Raw genomic sequence first — 21497 nt, forward strand, 5'->3', positions numbered from 1 at the left:
AACGCCTCCTACATGTTTACAATATTTTCATTATAACATTGGTCATGTCAATATTTATAGCTAGCGTAGTCACAAATCAGTGAAAAATATCTAATCCGCGTGTTTTGTTCATTAAAAGTTCCATTTTTTCGCCTAGCAATTTTTTTAAGAAGAAGCCAAACAACAGAAAAACTAACCAGAAGCTTAGTAAGAATGCAAGGTCTATCCATATTTTGGACCAAATGATGCCACCAACTGCTTCACGCATCATGCCGATTGCATAAGTAAACGGTAAAAATGGATTAATTACTTGGAAAAAAGTCGGTAACAATTCAACGGGATAGGTACCGCCAGAACCAGCAATTTGTAAGACCAACATCACAATGGCTAGTGCTTTTCCTACATTTCCAAATATGGATACTAGCGTGTAGACCACTGTAATAAAAACAAAGCTAATGATCAAACCAAAAAGAATAAAGGAAAAAGGCGCACGAATGGAGATATCTAATAGTAAAACATCACCAATTGTAATAATCAATGTTTGTATAATGGATATAGTTGCAAAAGTCATTAATCGCCCAAAATATATTTCACGAATGCTATATTGTGGGTTGTCGTGAATATTCACTGCAAGCAGAGAAATCAGCAACAAACAACCGACCCAAATAGATAAAACGGTATAAAATGGTGTCATGGCTGTTCCGTAATTTGCAATTGGAAATATTCTATGTTCTGCTAGTTTGACTGGTTCTTCAAAAAAATCTCGCTCTGCTTCGACATCATTTTTTAATAATTGAACGATTTCAGAGATATCGGTTTCATTTTCTAATGTCCGTAGCTTATTAGCAAGGTCGATAATCTTTTTACTTAGTGTAGGGAAGTCAGATTGAATGGTAGCTATAGCCTGATTGGCTGTAACTAACGTATTTTTGGCATTGCTTAATCGTTGTTTTGCCTGTGGAATGGAGCTTTGCACCTTCGTTAGCACAGTAGATGCATTTGTTAATGTATCCTTTGCAGTATTCAAGGTTGTATGAATTTGTGGTTCCAGTTTATCTGAATAGTAACTAAGAAACTGATTTAAATGATTTGCAGCATCTTGAGCCGTTTTTTGGACTGCGGCAATATCTTTTTTTACTGTTTGCTCGTCGATATTATTGAATTGTTGTACTTTATTTGAGACATCCGTTACTAGAGAACTTAGTTGACGTATTGTAGAGAGCACACTAATCATAGAGTCGCTAGCAATAGGATTTGCTTGTAACTTTCCTTGTATGGACTCTAATTGCTGAATAATACCTTTATTATCTAATAGAGCGATAACATCGTTCGAACGCTCCTGTTGAAGCGATGAAATCACCGTTTGGAGAGAGTTTTCCAGTTGTTTACGAGATGAGGCATCTGCCTGTGTTAACTTCTGTAAAGCTTCCAACGTTTGGATACTATTATTTACCTTATCTTGTGAAGATGTTAACTGCTTTTGCAGTTCGTCTTTAGATTTTGCTAAGGTAGCTGTATCTGTCTGGATAGTTTGCAATTGCGCTAAAAGCTGTGAGAATCGTTGAGCGATTGTTTGTACGCTTCCTAAATCTTCTTTTACGATAGGTGAAAGTTGAGTGAACAGCGTATCTGCCTCGTTTATCAGCTGTAAACCATTGTGGATAGTTGTTAGACCGCTAGCCGTCATTTTTTCTATCTCGGGAATTTCACTGATAGTGGTGTCCAATAATTTTTCGGCATCTTTTCCACCTTTTGCAGTTTGTGCCAAAAATAATTCAATATCAGGAAGATGTTGCTCAATTGTGAAAATATAATGTTCAAATTTTTTGAAGTCTGGAATTTCGTGTTCGATTTCAATGCCAATGGTATTGAACATAGAAAAAAGTGTGCCATTGACTGTCGAGATAAATTCACTCGAAACTTGTTGGGTAATAACACCGGCGCCTTTACCTGTAATTTTGGGAGCAATAGGATTAATTTTTTCATTTACATAATAATCAATATGCGCTTTTGTAGGTTGATCGGTTAAAATGGATGTAAGATTTTCTGAAAAATCGTTAGGAACGATAAGTACTGCAAAATAATCACCATTGTTTAATGAATCGAGCGCTTCTTGCCTTGGGAGAAAATACCATAAAAAGCTATTGTTTGCTTGTAAATTGCTCATTAATTCCTTTCCAATGTTTAAATTTTCACCTTTAATTGTAGTGCCATCATCTTCATTGACAACGGCAATTTTCATATTTGCCGTGTGCGCGTATGGATCCATCGAAGCATAGATATTCAACCATGCATACAAAGAAGGTAAAAAAATGAGCCCACCAACAATGACAGCAACTACCCAGTTTGATACTATATTTAAGATATCACTTTTATAAATTCGAAAAACATGTTGGAAAGTAGGTTTCATAGTAAATTTCACTCCAAATTCATTTTGAGCATTCTAGTAAGTAGGTTTCCATAAATACACTAAATTATGTTTGAATTGTGCGAAAACTTACTATGAAAGACGAATTAGTTTACTAGGATCTAAAAACACTTTATAATCAATTCCAAATACACTAAAAGTAGGACATTTTTATGTGAAATCGGAGGAGTTTAATTGAAAAAGCTACTAATTATTGGTTCGGTTATTGTTGTATTATTTGCAGCGATTATTGTACTTACAAATGTATCGAACAAAAACAAACTGGCAAGTGCGAATAATCCATACGGTGACAAAAATCTAAAACAAGAAACAATTGACCAATTAGATGATGAAAATTATCAAAATATTATGTTGCCGGATGAGCTAGAAAAGAAGATTAAAGCTGGGGAAGATGTCAATGCGTATTTCTTTAGTCCAATTTGTGGACATTGTCAAGCATTCACACCCGTATTAATGCCGATTGCAGATGATTTAGGCATAAATATTGCACAATTAAACGCATATGAATATGAAGATTTATGGAACAAGTATAATTTCAAAGAAACGCCAACTTTTATTCGTTTTGAAGATGGCAAAGAAACTGCACGTTTTGTAGGGGCATTAGCTGAAGAAGATTTGCGAGCTTTCTTAGATAAAGAAGTATTAAAAAAATAACGCACAGAAGAGACTGAACCAATTGGACAGTCTCTTTTTTGTTCGAATAGATAGCAAACGAAATGGAGGGTGCTTTACAGAGTGAAGTATGTATAATATATACTATATAGAATGAGGTGTATGAAAACTGGAGGAAGAATGTATGACAATGGAAGAATATTTTTATAATGGAGAGCTGATGAAATGTTATAAGGCTGCTTTGCAAGTTGCAGATGGGCCTGATAAGGAGTTAGCTACTAAATATATTACTTTGTTGGATGAGTACGATGTTGCTACATTGCCGAAGCCAACACTTTTCGTGGAAACACAGCATAGTGAACGGGCGAATGAAAGTTATCCTGAATCAGATGATGTTTTAGAAATACGTGCTATAAAAGATGAAGCGGCATTTGCGAAGCGAGTAAAAGCGCTAGAGGAAGTGGCTAAATCAGGTTCAGCTAATGAAAAGGCACAATCATTTTTTACGCAGGGCGAGCTGTTTTTATTTGCCCATCATTACAATGAGAGTGTACATTGCTTCAAGCAGGCAGTAAAAGCAAATCCTAATAAGGCTTTGTATTGGGGCATAACAGGTCAGACGATGCATCGTTTTGGTTGGATGCCTTTTGATGCACTTGCTTATTTAGAGCAAGCCATTGACTTAGATCCGACAAATGCTCGCTGGAAGTGGAATAAAGCCCTTGTGTTAATTCAGCTTGCAAAAGATTTACAGATGGCACCGTTTATAGCGAATGCAGCTATTACATTAGAGGAATCCATTGCTTCTTGTGGTGAGCATCAGCGATCTCTAAAAGATGCAATTCAAAATACCATTGATAATATGGATAGTTATGTATTTTCATAAAATGAACATATTTAAGACTGAAGATAAACTCGTTAATTTCGGGGATATTTTTAGTCTTCTTCCTTTTTTCAACAGTTGAAACATTTTATCCATTTTTCTGTGATTGAATTTTAGGTATATCATGGTAATCTATTAGTAGAATCATCTCAAAATTATTTATACATAATGAATTATTATAAAGTAGCGGTTATCAGCCAAGTGAAAGTAGGAATCATCGTGTGGGAATTAAATAAACATTTTTCTTTATTTAGGAAAGAGATACTATTCATATTATTCTCTAGCGTATTATTGATGATCATTGGTTATTGGAGTGATGAATTTTACGGGATTTTTGGAAAGAGTAATTATGTTTCGATGCATTTGCTAATAGAAATTTTGATAATTGTTGTGACGATGACGATTGCCATCCAATCATGGTTAACAACACCTTATATTCTATCAAATAGAACTCTATATATAGGTGCATTATTTTTAACGTATAGTTTAATTGAAATTGCACATGCACTTTCTTATAAGGGGATGCCGCATTTTATTATGGAGAGTACCCCCTATGCTGCAACATGGTTTTATATTATTGGAAGGTTAGTGTTATCATGTGGAATCTTGCTCATATTTTTCATTAAGGAAAAAGCCATTCTTAATAAAACTTATCGATGGTTCATTTATAGTACACCATTTGTTGTCATTGTTGGATTATCCATGCTTGTATATGTACCGACTACCCCTATTCTGCCACCGCTTGTTGTTGAAGGAGTCGGTCCAACACCTTTAAAAAATTCGTTACAGTATGTCGCAATGGCATGCCATTTTCTCATCATGTACTTATTACTAAAAAAAATCAAGGTAGCACCCAACATTATCTTTTTGTTGTTAGGTAGTGCAAGTTATTTAATCATTAGTGATTTACTTTTTACTACATATCGTGACGTTTACGATATTAAAAATTTTATTGGACATATTTTTCAATTGTGTTCTTTTTATTTTCTTTTTAAAGCAATTTACTTTTCATCTATTGAAAAACCGTTTCAGGATTTAATAGAAATGCAGAAACATTTAGAGAAATCTAGAGAGAAGATGCATTATATGGCTTATCATAACGAGGTGACAAGCTTACCAAATGAACGGTTTTTAATGGAGACGTTACATAAGAACTTATATAAATCGAATGTTAAGAAGGCTATTTTAGCTATTGAGATTGAACGCATTTCAGCTATTAAAGCGTCACTAGGTAGTTCATATGCAGATAAATTAATTAGTCAAGTTGCACAGAGGCTAAAGGATATTTTACCTGAGCAGTATTTGCTAAGTATGCTTCGAGAAGATTATTTTATCGTATTTATTGATGATGCAAATCATACACAACGAATCATGGAGCTTTGTAAACAGTTGCAAATGGCAATGGCGAAATCCTTCCAAATACAACATATTTCTTTAAATGGGCATTTGAATATTGGCATATCTTTATTCCCGACGGATGCCTACAAAGAAGAAGAGCTTGTCAGGTTTGCTGTGTATGCGATGCAGGAGGCGAGAAAAGTACCTTCACGCATCGTATTTTATGAAACTTCCATGTCTAGCGATATTACAGAGAAAATTATTTTAGAAAATGATTTACGTCATGCTTTGGATAATCATGAGTTGTTTGTGGAATATCAACCGCAAATAGATTTGCAGACGGGGCATATATTATCGGTTGAAGCACTAGTCCGTTGGCAGCACCCAAGTAAGGGCATGATTTCACCAGGTTTGTTTATTCCGATTGCCGAAGAGTCAGGTATCATCATTCCGATTGGACAATGGGTATTAGAAACGGCGTGTAGACAAGTGAAGCAGTGGGAACAAGCAGGCTTGCCACCTATCAAAGTAGCGGTTAATCTTTCTTTAGGCCAATTATTTCAGCAAGATCTAGTGGAGATGATTCAATCTGTACTTGAAGAAACTGATTTAGACCCAAAATATTTACAATTAGAAATAACGGAAAGTATGACCATTAATATCGATCATATCACGATGATTTTACATCAATTAAAAGCGCTTGGCGTGACAATTGCTGTTGATGATTTTGGAACTGGTTATTCATCGCTATCATATTTAAAAGATTTTCCAATCGATTGTTTGAAAATTGATCGGTCTTTTGTTCAAAAAATTCAAAGCGATCCTACTGATAAAGCATTAGTTGATATGATATTATCGATGGCTAAACATTTACGTTTGAAAGTAGTGGCAGAAGGAATTGAGGAAGTAGCTCAGCTCAATTATTTAGTGGCAGGGCATTGTGAAACGGTACAAGGGTTTTTATTTAGTAAGCCATTGCATCCGACATACTTACAAGATAACTATCAAGCACTTCAAGATAATGCACAAACGATTTTAGAAGCGTTACACACTCAATGCTGAAACTTTAAAACACCCTTGTTTCGAAAGGAAACAAGGGTGTTTTTGTATGAATCACTTATTTTTGGACAGTATTAAAATGAAAACGATTTCATCTATTTAAAATATTCTAAAAATATTAACAATTTAAAAAGTTTTGTATAGTATTGCACTTGACGACGTTGACTTTAGTTGGATGAAGTAATATAATTTTCAAAATATAACAAGATTAATTATTTAGAATAGTATTACAATAATAATTTTTTTGTTAAGAATGAATGGAAAAACTAAATGACATGTAGATAGAAGATAGGAGTTTAGACAATGGATATTATGCAAAAGGCAAAAGAGATGCACAAAGAAGCACAAGGGAAAATGGAGATTGTAGCAAAGGTACCTGTGCAGGATACATATGATTTAAGTTTAGCTTATTCACCTGGCGTTGCGCAGCCTTGTATTGAAATCGAAAACAATCCGCAAGCAGTGTACGATTATACAATTAAAGGAAATCTAGTTGGCATTGTGACAGATGGGACAGCCGTTCTAGGTTTGGGTGATATCGGCCCAGAAGCGGCATTACCAGTGATGGAGGGAAAGGCGATTTTGCTAAAACGTTTTGCCAATGTGGATGCATTTCCTATTTGTCTCGCAACAAAAGATGTGGATGAAATCGTACGCACTGTTAAGGCGATTGCTCCAACATTTGGTGGTATTAATTTAGAGGATATTTCCGCTCCGCGCTGCTTTGAAATCGAAGATCGTCTACGACAGGAGTGTAATATACCCGTATTCCACGATGACCAGCATGGTACGGCGATTGTTGTTGGGGCTGGCTTAATGAATGCGATTAAAATTGTCAACAAGAAACCAGAAGATATGAAGGTAGTGATAAACGGTGCGGGTGCAGCTGGCATTGCTATATTGCGCTTATTACTTCAAATGGGTTATAGAAATGTTGTGATGTGTGATACAAAGGGGATTATTTATGACGGGCGTAAGGAAGGGATGAACAGCATCAAAGACCAGATTGCACAAATTTCAAACCCATTCAAATTAGTTGGGACATTAGAAGATGCGATTGCTGGCAGTGATGTTTTTGTCGGTGTATCCGTTGCAAATTTATTAACGAAAGAGCATATCGAATCAATGAACGAAAATCCTATAGTATTTGCGCTAGCTAATCCTAATCCAGAAATCACGTATGATAATGCTCGTGCATGGGGTGTCCGTGTTATGGGGACTGGCCGTTCAGATTATCCGAATCAAGTAAATAATATGCTTGCTTTTCCTGGTATTTTTAGGGGGGCATTAGATGTCCGCGCTACAGATATAAATGAGGCGATGAAACTGGCAGCGGTAGAAGCAATTGCTTCGTTAGTATCAGCAGAAGACTTATCAGAAGAATTTATTATTCCAAAGTCGATGGATGCGCGTGTAGCGAGCGTTGTCGCGAAAGCTGTTGGCAGTGCTGCAATTGACTCAGGCGTATCGGTGTTATTCCAGCAACCACATCAACATGTCTAAACGTTGTCCGTTTCTTTCTATTTAACAATCATGGTATGATAGAGGTGTAATGATTTGTTGAGATAAGGACGGGTTTCGATCATGGCACAGGAAGTAGCAAATAAATTTATTGAAAATGTATGTTACCATTTAGTACGTAATATGGATATTGAAAAGGTTGAGCAACACTTTAATCAGACGATTGATATGCAACGTCAATCGGCTAGTTCGAAAACAGATTTTTGGGATAGACTGATGGTGAATATGTTGTATTTTACAGACAATGAGCAAGTTTGGGAAAATCAGCTTATCAATATGCTAGAACAGAAACAATGGGTAACACCAGCAGTACTTGAAGAAGAATTGCTCATGCATCAAATGCGAATTCGGCAGCAAGTAGCTGAACGAATGGAGATGGCAAAAGAATTGTTCCATCAACAGTATGACGCTGAAGGTCTTACAGAGGAAGCGATTATTTATGACTATGCCTATAGCTCTGCTGGACATTCGATGCGAATGGATTTACTCTCGGTTCTTGTATCAACGCCTGCACAATCCAACGTGCTATTTGACGCTGATCCGCAAGAAACACTTCGCATTATTAACGGATATATTGCCTATCATACAGACGGGCTTATTTCGAAAACAAATTTAACATAAAGTTTGTAGGCATTGAATTAGAGAGTTTTCTCTAATTCGATGCCTTTGTAGTGTCAGGCACACAAACAATTTTCAAGCAATTAGGGTAAGATTCCAAAATCAACATCTATGCAGTATAATTGGGCAATATGTTAAAATAGTTTTGATTTTACTTGAAAGGAATTAATAGCAATGAATACACCATTCACCTTTAAACATACACAACCAGCAAATATGGACCCTACTAAAAAGTATCCAGCGATTTTTTTATTGCATGGAATGGGTAGCAATGAAGATGATTTACCGCAATTGGTACAAGATTTTCAAGACCAATGTCATATCATTAGTTTGAGAGGTCCTATCGCACAAAAGCCGGGTTTTGCCTTTTTCACGATACAGGAAGTGGGAAAGCCAGACCGTGCTATTTTTGATAAAGTGTTAATTGCACTGCAACGATTTATTTTAGAAGCGATTGAAGAGTTTCAAATTGATCCGCATAAAGTATTTGTCCTTGGCTTTAGTCAAGGGGCTGTTCTTGCACAGTCACTAGCTTTTGTTATGGGCAATTTAATTACAGGCATTGTAGCATTAAGCGGATATACGCCAAAATTTGTTACGGAAGAATATGCGATTCGCACGGTCAATCATTTACATGCTTTTATTTCTCATGGTGATTATGATTATGTGATTCCTTCACAATGGGGTATGGAAAGCAAAGAACTGTTTGAGCAATTTGGCGCGACAGTCACTTTCAAGCAATATCCAGATGGACATGGTGTTACACCAGAAAATTGGCGAGATTTAGGCATGTTTTTAGCGCAACAACTACAAGAACAAGATCGTATGCAGTAACGCTAAGTAATAGGTAAAAGGCATCGGGAATTCAACTTCTCGATGCCTTTTGTTCGTGAATATTTTATTTAGAGAGACTGCGGTCTTTATCTGTTACAGCTGCAACAGCATCATGGATTGTCGTTTCGAAATGATTGCTTTGAAGGGAAGATACGCCTTGAATGGTTGTTCCACCTGGAGAGCAGACTTGATCGACCAGCGCCCATGGATGCTCTTTTGATTGTAAAATCATTTTCGCACTGCCGAGTACTGCATTTGCAGCAATGTCCAGTGCCATGTTTTTCGGCATGCCTTCACGCACAGCAGCGCGAGCTAATGCATCGATATACATATAGGTGAATGCTGGTGAAGCCCCACCAATTGTTGTAAAGATGGAGAATAAGTGTTCAGGTACTTCAATTATCGTGCCGATTGTTTCAAATAACATGGTGATAAGACGAAGTTGTGTCTCTGTTACTTGCTCATTTGCTGTATAGCAACTTGTTGATGCGCCAATTAGCGCATTGATATTCGGCATTACGCGAATAATAGGCGTGGACTCTGAAAGATAACCATGGAAGTAATTGAGGTTTTTTCCCGCAGCAATGGATACGATCAAATGATTTTCTTGTAGATGTTTTTTGACCTCAGGTAAAACATCGGGTAGCATTTGAGGTTTCACACCTAAAATAATGACATCACATTTTGCCATGAGTTCCTCGATGGAAGTTGTTGCTTGTATACCATAAGAGGTTGCGAGTTTTGTTGTTTTTGATTTTGTACGATTATAGCCATATATATAAGAGGAATCAAAATCTCCGCTATTGCACATCCCTTTAATAATGGCTGTGGTCATATTACCTAGACCAATAAATCCGTATTTCACGTGTTAGACACTCCTTCGTTTAGATAGAACATACCCATTAGTATAGTGCAGATTGTTTTTCTTGAATAGCATTATGCAGGAAAGAAGGCAATTAGGTTCAAATTCATGCAAGTCGGTGGTATCATAGAAGGAGTTGTGAATTGACATTATACCTTCTATTCATAAAATCATGTACTTTATGTGAACTTTGAGACATAGCTATCCTAAAAGGGGTAAAATAATAATTTGATATGTTTAATGCAAAAAATGTCTCATTCTATCGAAGGACGTAAGTAGAAATTATAAGAGAAAAGGAATTAAGAGGAATGGAACAAAATCTAAAAACGGACCAAAATCCACAAACTGTAGAAAAAACAATAGAGAAACATTCGCGCTCTAATGTTTTAGCTCAAACAGTTAAAACAGGTATCATAAAATCCAATTTAATTCCTATGTGGGCTGGCTTGTCGCTAGGGATGTATAAAAATAAAATGACATTATTGGACAATATACCAGAAATCATTTTCGCAACAATTGGTTCGGCACTTGTTATAGGTGCGGCAGGAGCTTTTAATAATGTGTATGACCGTGATATAGATGCCATTATGCCGCGTACGAAAAATCGTCCGACTGTAACAGGTGAGATGTCAGCAAAATCCACGATGAGTTTAGCGATTATTATGCTTGTTGTTGGAGTAGCTGTACTAGCATTAGCCTCACCACTAGCTGCATTATTTGGATTCTTAGGTGTATTTTTATATGTTGTGCCGTATACAATGTGGACAAAACGTCGCACTATTTATAATACCGAAATTGGTAGTATATCAGGTGCAGTACCACCTTTAATTGGTTGGGCAGCTGTATCTACCGATATTACACATCCTGCTTTAATTGGGCTCTTTTGTGTGATGGTAATATGGCAAATGCCACACTTTTATGCGATTGCGATTCGTAAGCATGCGGATTATGAAGCAGCTAACGTTCCGATGCTTCCTGTAATAAAAGGGATGCGCCGTACGTATTACCAAACAAATTTTTATTTAATACTGTTAATATTATCAAGCTTTTTATTTGGTTCATTAAGTATTGGTATTATGCTTGTCGCACTTATATTAAGCGTGGCATGGCTTGCAATGAGTATTTACGGTTATCACAGTAACACGGATCAAGTGAAGTGGGCGACGAAAATGTTTGTTTTCTCGCTTTTCCATATGACAATTCTCTTCTCAACAGTTATTATTTATTCCCTAGCTGGGGTCATTTTTAAATTATATTAAATAGCATATTTAGATGAATCATAATTGAAAAGCCAACAAGTTATTCTAAGCTTGTTGGCTTTTCTCTTGCAACAGATGTAATTTGTCGATTTGGCCATTCGAGTGCATGAAGCTGTCCTCCAAACACAGCACCTCCATCAATACCAATAATATTATTATCGCCGAAATAAACACTGTAGTTTGTTGGATCTTGATGCAATTTATAGGTTGGCGTATGCCCGAAAATTATAGTTTTCTCACCATTGTAGCCGGTATGAAACTCTTCTCGAATCCACAAAAGTTGTAAAGGATCTGTGTCCGCTAAGGCTTTACCAGGTACAACGCCACCATGAACAAAAATGGCATCCTCCAACTCTATATACGTTTCAAACGTCTCAATAAGCTGTAAATGTTCTTCAAGCTTTGGCAATTTTTGAATAAAGCTAGGTAATGTGCTTTGGGCAATGGCATCTTCAAAATCTTCTGGCTGATAGCCGTAGCTTGCAAGTGTTGCATCTCCACCACAAAGTGAAATCCAATGATGCCATGCTTTTGGAATACCAGAACGACAAGCTTTGAGCATAATAGCCTCGTGATTTCCTAGTAGTACGCGTGCACCCGTTGCTTGTAGTTCCTCAATTATATTTAAAACGCCACAAGATGCAGGACCCCGATCAATATAATCCCCTAATAAAAGTAACTTATCTTGTGTGGCATCGAACTTCAATTTTAATAATAATTTTTCCAGAAGTTCTAATTCTCCGTGTATATCACTAATTGCTAGTATACGTGTCATAAAAAAGCATCCTTTCCAGTATAACAGGCGTTACTAATTATTATAGAGAAGAATGTTACAAAATTCGACTTTTCTCGTTTATTGATGATTTCCTCGGTATGGAAGAACTATTTTAAAGAGAAGTGTTGTACGACATAGTAATTGTTAGCGTTTGTCGTGTGATTCTATCTTATGTCACAATGATTGAGAGCTATTATTCGTTTGTCCATAGATTTCGAATAGTGGGGGAGGGATGTAGTGAATGCGCTAGTGAAAGACGTAATGTAATTCAGAATATTAGGTGATTTGAATATAAACCTTTTTTCGAAGGCCTATATTCAAATCGGTTAATATTAATCTTTGAGGTTGTTCCATTCTTTCTTGGCAATTGTTTCGTCAAAGGTTGACAGCAGGCGATAGTTGTCGGTATCTAAAATGCGATAATGTTGACTAATGACGTTTTGTTGTAAACGATAGCCTTGCCATTCATTTAGGTTTTTCCACCATATGTATCCGCCCATCGTTTTTTCCTTTGGCGGTAATGTGCCGTTATTGGCGATTAAATCAACCACCTCAAGTGGATCACCACCTAGCTCATGCTGCAATATGGAACTTTCACGGCATAAAGCACATACGGCAACTGCAGTTGTCCATCCGGTTTTAATACGACCTTTTTCAATTTGCACGAGTGTTTTTTTGGAAAGCCCAAGGAGATCGCTCATTTGATCTTGCGTTAATGCTTTTTCTGTTCGAATTAATTTTAGTTTTTCTGAAACGAGTAAAATGAGTTGTTCACGATTCATTCAAACACCCTTTCTTTCAGGTTGTTACGCTCCATTATACATGAAAAAAGTAGAAGAAGGTGTGCAAGCGATGATTTTGGAGATAGAGATAAAAGGGGAACTTGGACAGAGCTAAAGAAGTAGACTGCTCAAAGAAAAAAGCTTATGCATTGAGCAGTCTGTTAATTGTGGAACAGGCCATTACTTAATATTCATATTTTTTTGTGTCCGAAATAACACGGAAATGGATTCCTTTGATTTGGGCGCTTACTTTATGTCGAAGTGTATCAAGATATACTAGCTCGTCTCCATCGTTTACACACTCAGCAATTTCCTGTAAAAGTTTAGTGAATGCCTCTTTAAATAATGAGCGCATATTATCAAAGTCAAGACTTCTAAAGCTACCGTCGATATCAAACGCCTCTACAGAGTTTAACTGCTTAGAAGCACCGGCAAAGCGGTCATCGTATACTGTGTAGTTTTCATCTGTTACAACGATAATATATAATACTTCCCCTGTAATTGTTTTTAACTCAATATTTGTTTTGTGTTTTTTTACATCGGTAATAATATGGATACCGTCTGAATGATAAAGTTTGAAAAGTTTCATAACAATGCCCCCTGATAATAAAATCTTATACAGACTTATTATATAAAAATATGGCTAATAATGGAATGAGGCAAAAGTATTTAGATAAGCTAGTATAGCCCTTAAGTTGTAATCGCTATATAATCTTCAGACTATCGTTAACTTTTTATTAGCCTTCTATTGTAACGGGTGCAGCTTTATAAAGAGGACGCACTTCGATATAGTGAAGCTGATGACCATGCTGTTCATAGATGCTAAATACATATTGCGCTAGCTCGATGTTTTTAATCGCTTTGAGCCCATTGTTAACTGTTAAGAACCATCCCCCAAGTGTTTCTACTTCTTCGTTATCAAGAGATACTTGTAATAAATTTTCTACATCTTCTACAAGCATTTTTGCATTCAAAATATAATGATTGTCACCAATCTTCCGAATTTCAGCAACCTCATCATCGTCAAATTCATCACGAATTTCGCCAACGATTTCTTCTAAAATATCTTCGACCGTTACAAGCCCAGAGGTACCACCATATTCATCCATTAAAATCGCCATATGAATGCGTTCTTTTTGCATTCGAACTAGTAATTGTTGAATAGGGGTTGTTTCAATTACTCGAATTACAGGGTTAATAAAATTTTCGAGCACTAAAGAATCATCAGTTATTTGTTCTAATAAGCCATGTGTAAATAACTCTTTTGCATTAATAAAGCCTAAAATATTATCACGGTCACCATCATAGACAGGGTAGCGAGTATATTTCTCGGATGCGATAAAGTGAATAATATTAGTGAAGGTTTCGTTAATTTCAATACCTGCAATTTCTGTTCGGGGAATCATAATTTCGCGAGCAATACGTTCGTCAAATTCGAAAACATTATTCACGAACTTTAACTCGGTTTTATTGATTTCACCATTTTTAAAACTTTCAGATAACAAGGAACGCAATTCTTCCTCTGTATGTGAAATTTCATGTTCATTCGCCGGTTTCAAGCCGAATAAACCTAAAAGTATACGCGCCGATCCGTTTAAAAACCAGATGAATGGATACATCAATTTATAGAAAGCGATAATCGGTTTAGCGAAAAGCAATGAGATTGTTTCGGTCTTTTGAATAGCTGCCGTTTTTGGCGCTAATTCGCCGACAACTACATGGAGAAAAGTAGCGATAGCGAAAGCAGAACCGATTGTGAAAATGGGTATAAATTTATCCGAAATGCCGATCGTTTCAAAGAATGGATGCAACATAAATTCAAAGGTTTTTTCACCAACCATCCCGATACCAAGTGCTGTTATTGTGATACCAAGCTGACAGGCAGATAAGTATTCATCTAAATGGTTGACAACATGCTTCGCAGGTATTGCCTTTTTATTGCCCTCCGCAATTAACTGATCAAGTCTAGAGGAACGCATTTTAACAATAGCAAATTCCGTTGCCACGAAAAAGGCGGTTAAAGCTAATAAAATAGTGAAAATCGATAAATTTAATATGGTCTCCAAATAGTCGTTCTGCAAAACAGAACGTCACCTCCTAGGTATGAATGAGTAATAATAAAGATTGCATTAATGCAATGCTTTCAGGCGAAACATTTTTTTTAATCGTTTGGCTATATTTCGTGTCTTGATTGTTCATTTGTTCCAGTAAAGAAGTTACATCATGCTCTAAATCTTGCATTTTTAAACGTAGTATTTGAACATCGATTTCTTCATATGTTGTTGTGACATTAAGTGCTTGTTGTATTTCTACGAGTGAAAGTCCTTCCTGCTTACGTTCTTCGATGAAATGAAGTCGATCAATCATGGCAGAATCATAATAGCGGTAGTTTGATGGGGACCGTTCTGCCTCCAACAGGCCTAAATTCGTATAGTAATCAATCGTTCTTTTAGTAATGCCAGTTTTTTGAGCAAGCTCTCCGATTTTTAATTTTTCTGTCCCAATGCAAATACCTCCCAACCATCACGTGATGCTTTGATTATAACGTGACAGTTTTATAGTGTACAAATAATACGCTTTAAAATTTTAAAAAATATGATTTTTTTGTGGATACTGATTGTTGATAATGGCTTGCTAAAGGAATCATCAATTTGTACAAAAAAAGCTTTTCTAAACGATAAAATCGTTAGAAAAGCTACAGACCTTATTTATTTAAATAGGTATCGTATAGATGATGTAATGCATCCTCGCCATTCATTTGTAGTATTTTTTCTTGATTTAAAACAAGTGTTACGACTGTTTGCGCGCCATCAATTTGATCGTCATCTATTGTACACGTAACAGTCACTACACCGGTTTCAGCAAGCTTCTTTTGCATAGGAGTATCCCATGCTTGGTCAGAGAATAATGGTGCTTGCCATGTACCTTGAACATGTAGTTCATTTATTTCGGCGTCATATTCCCAGCGTATGTCACGTAAAATAGTTTTAAATAGGTCATTAATAGTAAATGTTTGGTCTTTGTAGTTAATCGTTAGCGCTCTTATTGCATGGACATCACGACTAACAGCGCTCGCGGCAGCATCAGCTGCTGAGTTAATGCCCGATGCGGCATCTTTGATTTCAGATAGTCGATCGCCACAGCCGGTAAGTAAGGTAGACAGGCATGCTACAAAAGTGAGTTTTGTCATCCATTTCACAAGGAGTACCCCCAGTTTACTAGTTGTTACTACTATATTAACGAAAAGAAAATTGTGAAGAAAGGGTTTGTAAGAGGCAGATTGTGACGGTTTTGCAACGATACGACCTTTTCAAATGTATTGGAAATAGCAATGGTAATCTAGAGTGAAATTTTGAGTAACTTATATCAAGAAGGGGAGCGGTTTCATATGAAAATTAATGATGAGATACTCGATCGATTAGGAACATATTTTGTTTATCATGCGGTCTATGATAATTATGGAATAACATTCGAAAATTTTGTGGAGCGTTGGTTGCGTGGGATACTTGAAGTTTAGTGATGTCTATTAAGATCGCAAGGAAGTCCATCGGGTAAGACCACGACAAGTTCTGTTAGGTTCGCTGTTGTAAACATCAACGTTGACGACAAAAAGGGGCTGGGACATAAGAGAAAAAGTGTTAGATTGACTGCAATCAATCTAACACTTTTTTACTAAGCCGTTGTTGTCCGCTACGGCGGTGCTTTCCGCTCAGCACAGTAAGCCGCAACCCTCGCTAACGCGCGGTCTGTTACGTCTTACATTATGTGCTGTTCCCGCCGGAGTCACCACCTTCGCTACCAACAACTAGTGAACACTTCTAATTTTTTATTAATTGCAAAAGCAAGAATAGCTAAGGTCTCCATATAGCAAAAAATTATGAACAGCTTTCGTCTGTTTCTTAAATTTTTTTAGTTATGTCCCAGCCCCTTTACTTTTTAATATTTTCTTGTCAGTATTACTTAAAGTAGTTCGTAATAAACTGATTTGCTTCTTGCCAATTATACACTCGCACAACATTGTCAGGTACAGCCAGACGATTATATGGTGTATCGAATAAAATAACAGGTATTTTTAATTCTTCAGCGAGCATCACAGCATTATCATGTTTATCTTCAAAGAAAGCGGCGACATTATGCTTTTTCGCAGTCGCTAATTTATCATGACTTCCGATAAGTTCTATATGATCATACGGAATAGCCTGTGATTTAAACCAGTTCATCGTAATATCAGAAACATTCTGACCACGTGCAGAAATATAATATAGCTCATAAGTATGTTGCCAAGCATTTAAAATAGCTTTGGCATCCTTTGCAGCTTCTGATACTTCATACATATAAGGCTCATTTTCCTTAAACCATGCGTTAAATGCAGTGCGATCTACTGGATAAGGAAAGGCCGATAAAAAATCATATTCACAAACATCATCCAGTGTAATATTGACATTATAGTGCTTATTAATATGCGGGATGAGTGTACTCGGACATGTCACTGTACCGTCAATATCAATACCAAAACGGGGCTTTGTCATGCAAGCACCTCCCTTAGGCGTTCGCTTTTGCAGCTTCTTCAGCCGCACGTTTTTCTGCCATTTCTGCAGCTAGCTTATCAATTTCTTTTTTCAATTCTTCTACCATTGTTTCTTCTGGAACTTTACGAACCGTTTTGCCTTTCATAAATAGCAGACCTTCACCACGTGCACCTGCAATACCGATATCGGCTTCACGTGCTTCACCTGGACCATTTACGGCACAACCTAGAACGGCTACTTTTAATGGCACATTTAATTTTGAAATATATTCTTCCACTTCATTTGCAATAGAGATAAGGTCGATTTCAATACGACCACATGTAGGGCAAGAAATTAACGTTGCCATGTTAGACGCTAAACCAAATGATTTTAATAGCTCACGTGCAACTTTCACTTCCTCCACAGGGTCAGCAGATAGTGAGATACGTAGCGTATTACCAATACCTTTTGACAGGATTGCGCCAAGGCCAGCAGCAGATTTTACAGTCCCAGCAAACAATGTACCGGATTCTGTAATACCTAAATGTAGCGGGTAATCAAAAGCTTGTGCAGCCTTTTCATATGCTTCAATCGCTAAATTGACATCCGATGCCTTCATTGACACGATAATATCGTGGAAATCTAAGTCTTCCAAAATTTTAATATGGTGTAGTGCTGATTCTACCATACCATCTGCAGTTGGATAGCCGTATTTTTCAAGAATGTGTCGCTCTAATGAACCGGCATTTACGCCAATACGAATAGGAATGCCTTTTGCTTTTGCAGCTGTTACAACGGCTTCCACTTTTTCTTTACGGCCAATATTACCTGGGTTAATACGAACTTTATCAATACCATTTTCAATTGCTTTTAAAGCTAATTTATAATCAAAGTGAATATCAGCTACTAATGGAATATGGATACGTTTTTTTATTTCGGCAATTGCATCAGCCGCACGCTCATCTGGCACTGCAACACGAACAATTTGACAGCCCGCCTCTTCTAGTCGCAGAATTTCTGCAACAGTTGCTTCGACATCATGTGTTTTTGTTGTACACATACTTTGAATGAATAATTCATTACTACCACCAATTGTTAAATTACCGACACGTACAGGACGTGTTTTTGAACGGTGACAAATTTCACTCATTAACTTTCTCTCCTTTTCGGGCCACTACTTTCAGCCGTCACTGACACTTATTTTAGCAGTGTAAGAAAATAAGGACAAGGAAGAAACGTTAACTTTTCATTTTCCGCATGCGTTTTCGATTTCAAAAGAGAGGGGAAGCTTAATATTTTCACCTGGTACAAGTGCTTGTAATTGTAAATGTGGATTTAATTGATAAAAGAGCTCCAGTCGTTCCGGAAAGGTCATCGGCATTTTTGCTGGGTGTAGTGCAAATAAGCTATGGATGGTATCGCCTTGAATTGTTTGTACCGTAATGTAAGCTGGCTCGCGCTGGTCTTCGCAAAGTGCATTTTGCCCATCTTTTGGATAGAAGGCAGCGAGAGATAATGTACCTTCTGTTAAATCTACTTTTACGACAAATGCGATAAGTACAATGGCAACCGTTAACAAGAATGCTCGCAAAAAAACCCCTCCTTTTTCTACACTATATTGAGAAGAGAGGGGAATCATGCCTATTATTTTGAAATTGGTTGTTTTGGATATTTTGTAAAGGCGATAATTAATAGCGTAATGGTTAAAAGTAATGACAAGATTGAGAGTATTGTTCGGGCAGTTGGTACGAATTCTGCTAACATGCTTAAAATAGTTGCCCAAGTAATAGCGAATGTTGTAGTGCGCCAAATATGGCGGTATTCACCACGACGTTTCATAACTTTTAAAATAAATAAACCTGCTAGGGCATAGAGCGCAATTTGACCAAAAACTAACATCGTTGTTAATACAAATAACATGATGAATGTGACTGGGTACAACAGCCATTTTATTTGATCTATGTATTCCGTTATCCCACTGATATCAAGGGTATTAACAGACATATCAGCAGAAAAACGTCCAAATGAAAATACAGTAACAATCGTAATTAATAGAAAGGTATATTGAATGACTTTGCCGATAGGTAATAAACGATAAGCTGCTAGTTTTTTAGGGTGTAATAAGCTATCGATTAATAATTGTGAGTGTTTCATATTTATATCTCCTCCATTCGTTATTCTAACATGTTCGTGAATGTCTAGATATGGATTGCATCACTTTAACTGAGAATGACATGCTAAAATGTTAACATTGTGTAAAGAAGTTAAAGGTTTTCTTTACTTTTTGTACATTTTCATTTAATGATTAGGAATAGTAGAGACGTAGGAATTGGAGCGAATACCATTGACAATAGATTGGCAAAGCATATTATTTCAATTTTTAGGCGGATTAGGGGTCTTTTTATTTTCCATAAAATATATGGGAGAAGGGTTACAAAAATCGGCAGATGACAGACTCCGTGAATGGTTGAATCGATTTACAACGAATCCGTTTATGGGTGTGTTAGTTGGGATAATCGTTACGGTTTGTATTCAGTCAAGTTCGGCGACAACAGTGATTACTGTTGGTTTAGTGAGTGCTGGCTTCTTAACATTACGACAAGCAATAGGTGTCATTATGGGAGCTAATATTGGCACGACAATAACGGCATTTATCATCGGCATTAATATAGGTATTTATTTTTATCCACTCCTCGCAATTGGCGCAGCATTTTTATTTTTCTTTAAAAAGGCTATTTATCATCATATAGGTCAAATTTTATTTGGCTTTGGTGGTTTGTTTTTAGGGTTGGAGCTAATGAGTGCTAGCATGCAGTCGCTACATGAATTAGCAGACTTTGCATCATTAACCATTCATTTGAGTAACCAGCCGGTAATCGGGATATTTTTAGGGACTATTTTTACCTTGCTCGTTCAAAGTTCGACAGCGACAGTTGGCGTTTTGCAAGGCTTATATGCTGAACAATTAATCGGTTTAGATAGTGCGCTACCGATTTTATTTGGTGAAAATATTGGCACGACAATTACTGCTGTCCTAGCTTCACTAGGTGCTTCGATTTATGCAAAGCGAGCAGCGGCTGCCCATGTGTTATTTAATGTGATTGGGACGGTTATTTTTATGTTGCTGTTTACCCCTTTTATAAATTATGTACAGTGGATTAGTCAGTTGTTTCATTTAGAGGCTCGAATGCAAATTGCTGTCGCACATGGTTCGTTTAATGTCTTTAATATGATGATCCAACTACCATTTATCGCAGGATTATCATTATTAGTAACCAAAATATTGCCTGGACACGATGGTGGTATTGATGTTGCAACGAAACATCTGGACCCATCCTTCATTGATTCTTCGCCAGCCATTGCATTAGGGCAAGCGAAAGAAGAAGTTTTACGGATGGGTGAGCATGCACTAAGGGGCTTAGAAGAAACGTTTTACTACATGAAAACGGGGGAGTCTTCCCATATCCCTACCGTAATACAGTTGGAAGTGGCACTTAATCATTTAGATAAAGAAATAACGAATTATTTAGTGATGGTGTCCAAGCAGCCGCTTTCTCATGCAGATTCGGTACGGCACCATACACTTTTAACGAATGTGCGTGATATCGAGCGTATTGGCGACCATTTTGAAAATATTTTGGAGCTATTGCAATATAAGGATCACCATGAAGTAAGTTTAAGTAAATCAGCGCGGCAAGATTTAATCGGTATGTTTAGTCTTGCCATCGAGGCGGTAAGGAAAAGCTTAGAGGCGCTTGATACGGCGAGTCTTAGCTTAGCGCAAGAAGTAACTGAATTAGAGAGTTTGATAGACGATATGGAGGATAAACTAAGACAAAAGCATATTGCACGTTTAAATACGGACGAATGTAGTGGTGCAGCTGGTATTGTTTATACGGATATTGTCAGTAACTTAGAGAGAATTGGGGATCATGCTGTGAATATTGCAGATTCTATTTTAGGAATTCGCCACTAGATTGAAACTTTTTGGCAATATTTTTCGTATGTAAGGCATGCAAGACAAAAGGAGAGAGCTTTG

The 21497-nt window shown here is 36.8% G+C and carries 21 protein-coding genes; 9 read left to right on the forward strand and 12 right to left on the reverse strand.

Annotated features, from left to right (window positions below):
• Positions 1-76 precede the first annotated feature (76 nt).
• Positions 77-2389, reverse strand: a complete 2313-nt coding sequence (locus tag C9J37_RS01635; protein ID WP_107893953.1) for a YhgE/Pip domain-containing protein — start codon at positions 2387-2389, stop codon at positions 77-79.
• 192 nt (positions 2390-2581) lie between these two features.
• On the opposite strand from C9J37_RS01635, the gene C9J37_RS01640 reads away from it, so the two are divergent.
• From C9J37_RS01640 to C9J37_RS01665, 6 genes are all read left to right on the forward strand, one after another.
• The gene (locus tag C9J37_RS01640; protein ID WP_107893954.1) at positions 2582-3061 is read left to right on the forward strand and encodes a thioredoxin family protein; all 480 of its coding nucleotides are present in this window, start codon (positions 2582-2584) and stop codon (positions 3059-3061) included.
• 142 nt (positions 3062-3203) lie between these two features.
• Positions 3204-3905, forward strand: coding sequence for a tetratricopeptide repeat protein (locus C9J37_RS01645; protein WP_107893955.1), 702 nt, complete (start codon positions 3204-3206; stop codon positions 3903-3905).
• A gap of 216 nt (positions 3906-4121) precedes the next feature.
• Entirely contained in the window at positions 4122-6302 is a 2181-nt protein-coding gene (locus C9J37_RS01650) for a bifunctional diguanylate cyclase/phosphodiesterase (RefSeq protein WP_167397239.1), read from the forward strand.
• 300 nt (positions 6303-6602) lie between these two features.
• The gene (locus C9J37_RS01655) at positions 6603-7802 is read left to right on the forward strand and encodes an NAD(P)-dependent malic enzyme (protein ID WP_107893957.1); all 1200 of its coding nucleotides are present in this window, start codon (positions 6603-6605) and stop codon (positions 7800-7802) included.
• A gap of 81 nt (positions 7803-7883) precedes the next feature.
• The gene (locus C9J37_RS01660) at positions 7884-8441 is read left to right on the forward strand and encodes a hypothetical protein (protein WP_107893958.1); all 558 of its coding nucleotides are present in this window, start codon (positions 7884-7886) and stop codon (positions 8439-8441) included.
• A gap of 171 nt (positions 8442-8612) precedes the next feature.
• The gene (locus tag C9J37_RS01665) at positions 8613-9272 is read left to right on the forward strand and encodes an alpha/beta hydrolase (RefSeq protein WP_107893959.1); all 660 of its coding nucleotides are present in this window, start codon (positions 8613-8615) and stop codon (positions 9270-9272) included.
• Positions 9273-9336: 64 nt separating this feature from the next.
• Here C9J37_RS01665 and proC read toward each other — a convergent pair whose 3' ends face one another.
• The gene (proC, locus tag C9J37_RS01670) at positions 9337-10137 is read right to left on the reverse strand and encodes a pyrroline-5-carboxylate reductase (RefSeq protein ID WP_107893960.1); all 801 of its coding nucleotides are present in this window, start codon (positions 10135-10137) and stop codon (positions 9337-9339) included.
• A 305-nt stretch (positions 10138-10442) separates the two neighbouring features.
• Here proC and cyoE point away from each other — a divergent pair, with 305 nt between their 5' ends.
• Positions 10443-11393, forward strand: coding sequence for a heme o synthase (gene cyoE, locus C9J37_RS01675; RefSeq protein WP_107893961.1), 951 nt, complete (start codon positions 10443-10445; stop codon positions 11391-11393).
• A gap of 40 nt (positions 11394-11433) precedes the next feature.
• On the opposite strand, the gene C9J37_RS01680 is transcribed toward cyoE, so the two are convergent.
• From C9J37_RS01680 to C9J37_RS01705, 6 genes are all read right to left on the reverse strand, one after another.
• Positions 11434-12168 carry a metallophosphoesterase gene (locus C9J37_RS01680; protein WP_107893962.1) on the reverse strand — a complete coding sequence of 245 codons (735 nt, stop codon included), beginning with the start codon at positions 12166-12168 and terminating at the stop codon, positions 11434-11436.
• Positions 12169-12500: 332 nt separating this feature from the next.
• Positions 12501-12950 (reverse strand): helix-turn-helix transcriptional regulator, encoded by a 450-nt coding sequence (locus tag C9J37_RS01685; RefSeq protein WP_107893963.1) that lies wholly within the window; start codon positions 12948-12950, stop codon positions 12501-12503.
• Between the two features lie 184 nt (positions 12951-13134).
• Positions 13135-13539 carry a hypothetical protein gene (locus C9J37_RS01690; protein WP_024361300.1) on the reverse strand — a complete coding sequence of 135 codons (405 nt, stop codon included), beginning with the start codon at positions 13537-13539 and terminating at the stop codon, positions 13135-13137.
• A gap of 148 nt (positions 13540-13687) precedes the next feature.
• Positions 13688-15016 carry a hemolysin family protein gene (locus tag C9J37_RS01695; protein ID WP_107894030.1) on the reverse strand — a complete coding sequence of 443 codons (1329 nt, stop codon included), beginning with the start codon at positions 15014-15016 and terminating at the stop codon, positions 13688-13690.
• Between the two features lie 31 nt (positions 15017-15047).
• On the reverse strand, positions 15048-15470 hold the full coding sequence (locus C9J37_RS01700; RefSeq protein ID WP_235616990.1) for a MerR family transcriptional regulator: 423 nt from the start codon (positions 15468-15470) through the stop codon (positions 15048-15050).
• A 184-nt stretch (positions 15471-15654) separates the two neighbouring features.
• Entirely contained in the window at positions 15655-16140 is a 486-nt protein-coding gene (locus tag C9J37_RS01705) for a hypothetical protein (protein WP_235616998.1), read from the reverse strand.
• A 198-nt stretch (positions 16141-16338) separates the two neighbouring features.
• Here C9J37_RS01705 and C9J37_RS29350 point away from each other — a divergent pair, with 198 nt between their 5' ends.
• Complete coding sequence (locus tag C9J37_RS29350) at positions 16339-16467, forward strand: hypothetical protein (protein ID WP_255313805.1); 129 nt, start codon at positions 16339-16341, stop codon at positions 16465-16467.
• Positions 16468-16906: 439 nt separating this feature from the next.
• On the opposite strand, the gene C9J37_RS01710 is transcribed toward C9J37_RS29350, so the two are convergent.
• The 4 genes from C9J37_RS01710 to C9J37_RS01725 all read right to left on the reverse strand — a co-directional run bounded on the left by C9J37_RS01710 (position 16907) and on the right by C9J37_RS01725 (position 19612).
• Positions 16907-17479 (reverse strand): 5' nucleotidase, NT5C type, encoded by a 573-nt coding sequence (locus C9J37_RS01710; RefSeq protein WP_107893965.1) that lies wholly within the window; start codon positions 17477-17479, stop codon positions 16907-16909.
• Positions 17480-17492: 13 nt separating this feature from the next.
• Complete coding sequence (ispG, locus tag C9J37_RS01715; RefSeq protein ID WP_107893966.1) at positions 17493-18608, reverse strand: flavodoxin-dependent (E)-4-hydroxy-3-methylbut-2-enyl-diphosphate synthase; 1116 nt, start codon at positions 18606-18608, stop codon at positions 17493-17495.
• A 96-nt stretch (positions 18609-18704) separates the two neighbouring features.
• Complete coding sequence (locus C9J37_RS01720; protein WP_107893967.1) at positions 18705-19049, reverse strand: protein YqfZ; 345 nt, start codon at positions 19047-19049, stop codon at positions 18705-18707.
• Positions 19050-19102: 53 nt separating this feature from the next.
• Positions 19103-19612: a DUF1189 family protein gene (locus C9J37_RS01725; RefSeq protein ID WP_107893968.1), complete on the reverse strand. Its 510-nt coding sequence runs from the start codon at positions 19610-19612 to the stop codon at positions 19103-19105.
• 190 nt (positions 19613-19802) lie between these two features.
• Here C9J37_RS01725 and C9J37_RS01730 point away from each other — a divergent pair, with 190 nt between their 5' ends.
• The gene (locus tag C9J37_RS01730; RefSeq protein WP_107893969.1) at positions 19803-21434 is read left to right on the forward strand and encodes a Na/Pi cotransporter family protein; all 1632 of its coding nucleotides are present in this window, start codon (positions 19803-19805) and stop codon (positions 21432-21434) included.
• Positions 21435-21497: the final 63 nt, after the last annotated feature.

This window comes from Lysinibacillus mangiferihumi, assembly GCF_003049665.1.
GTDB lineage: Bacteria > Bacillota > Bacilli > Bacillales_A > Planococcaceae > Lysinibacillus > Lysinibacillus mangiferihumi.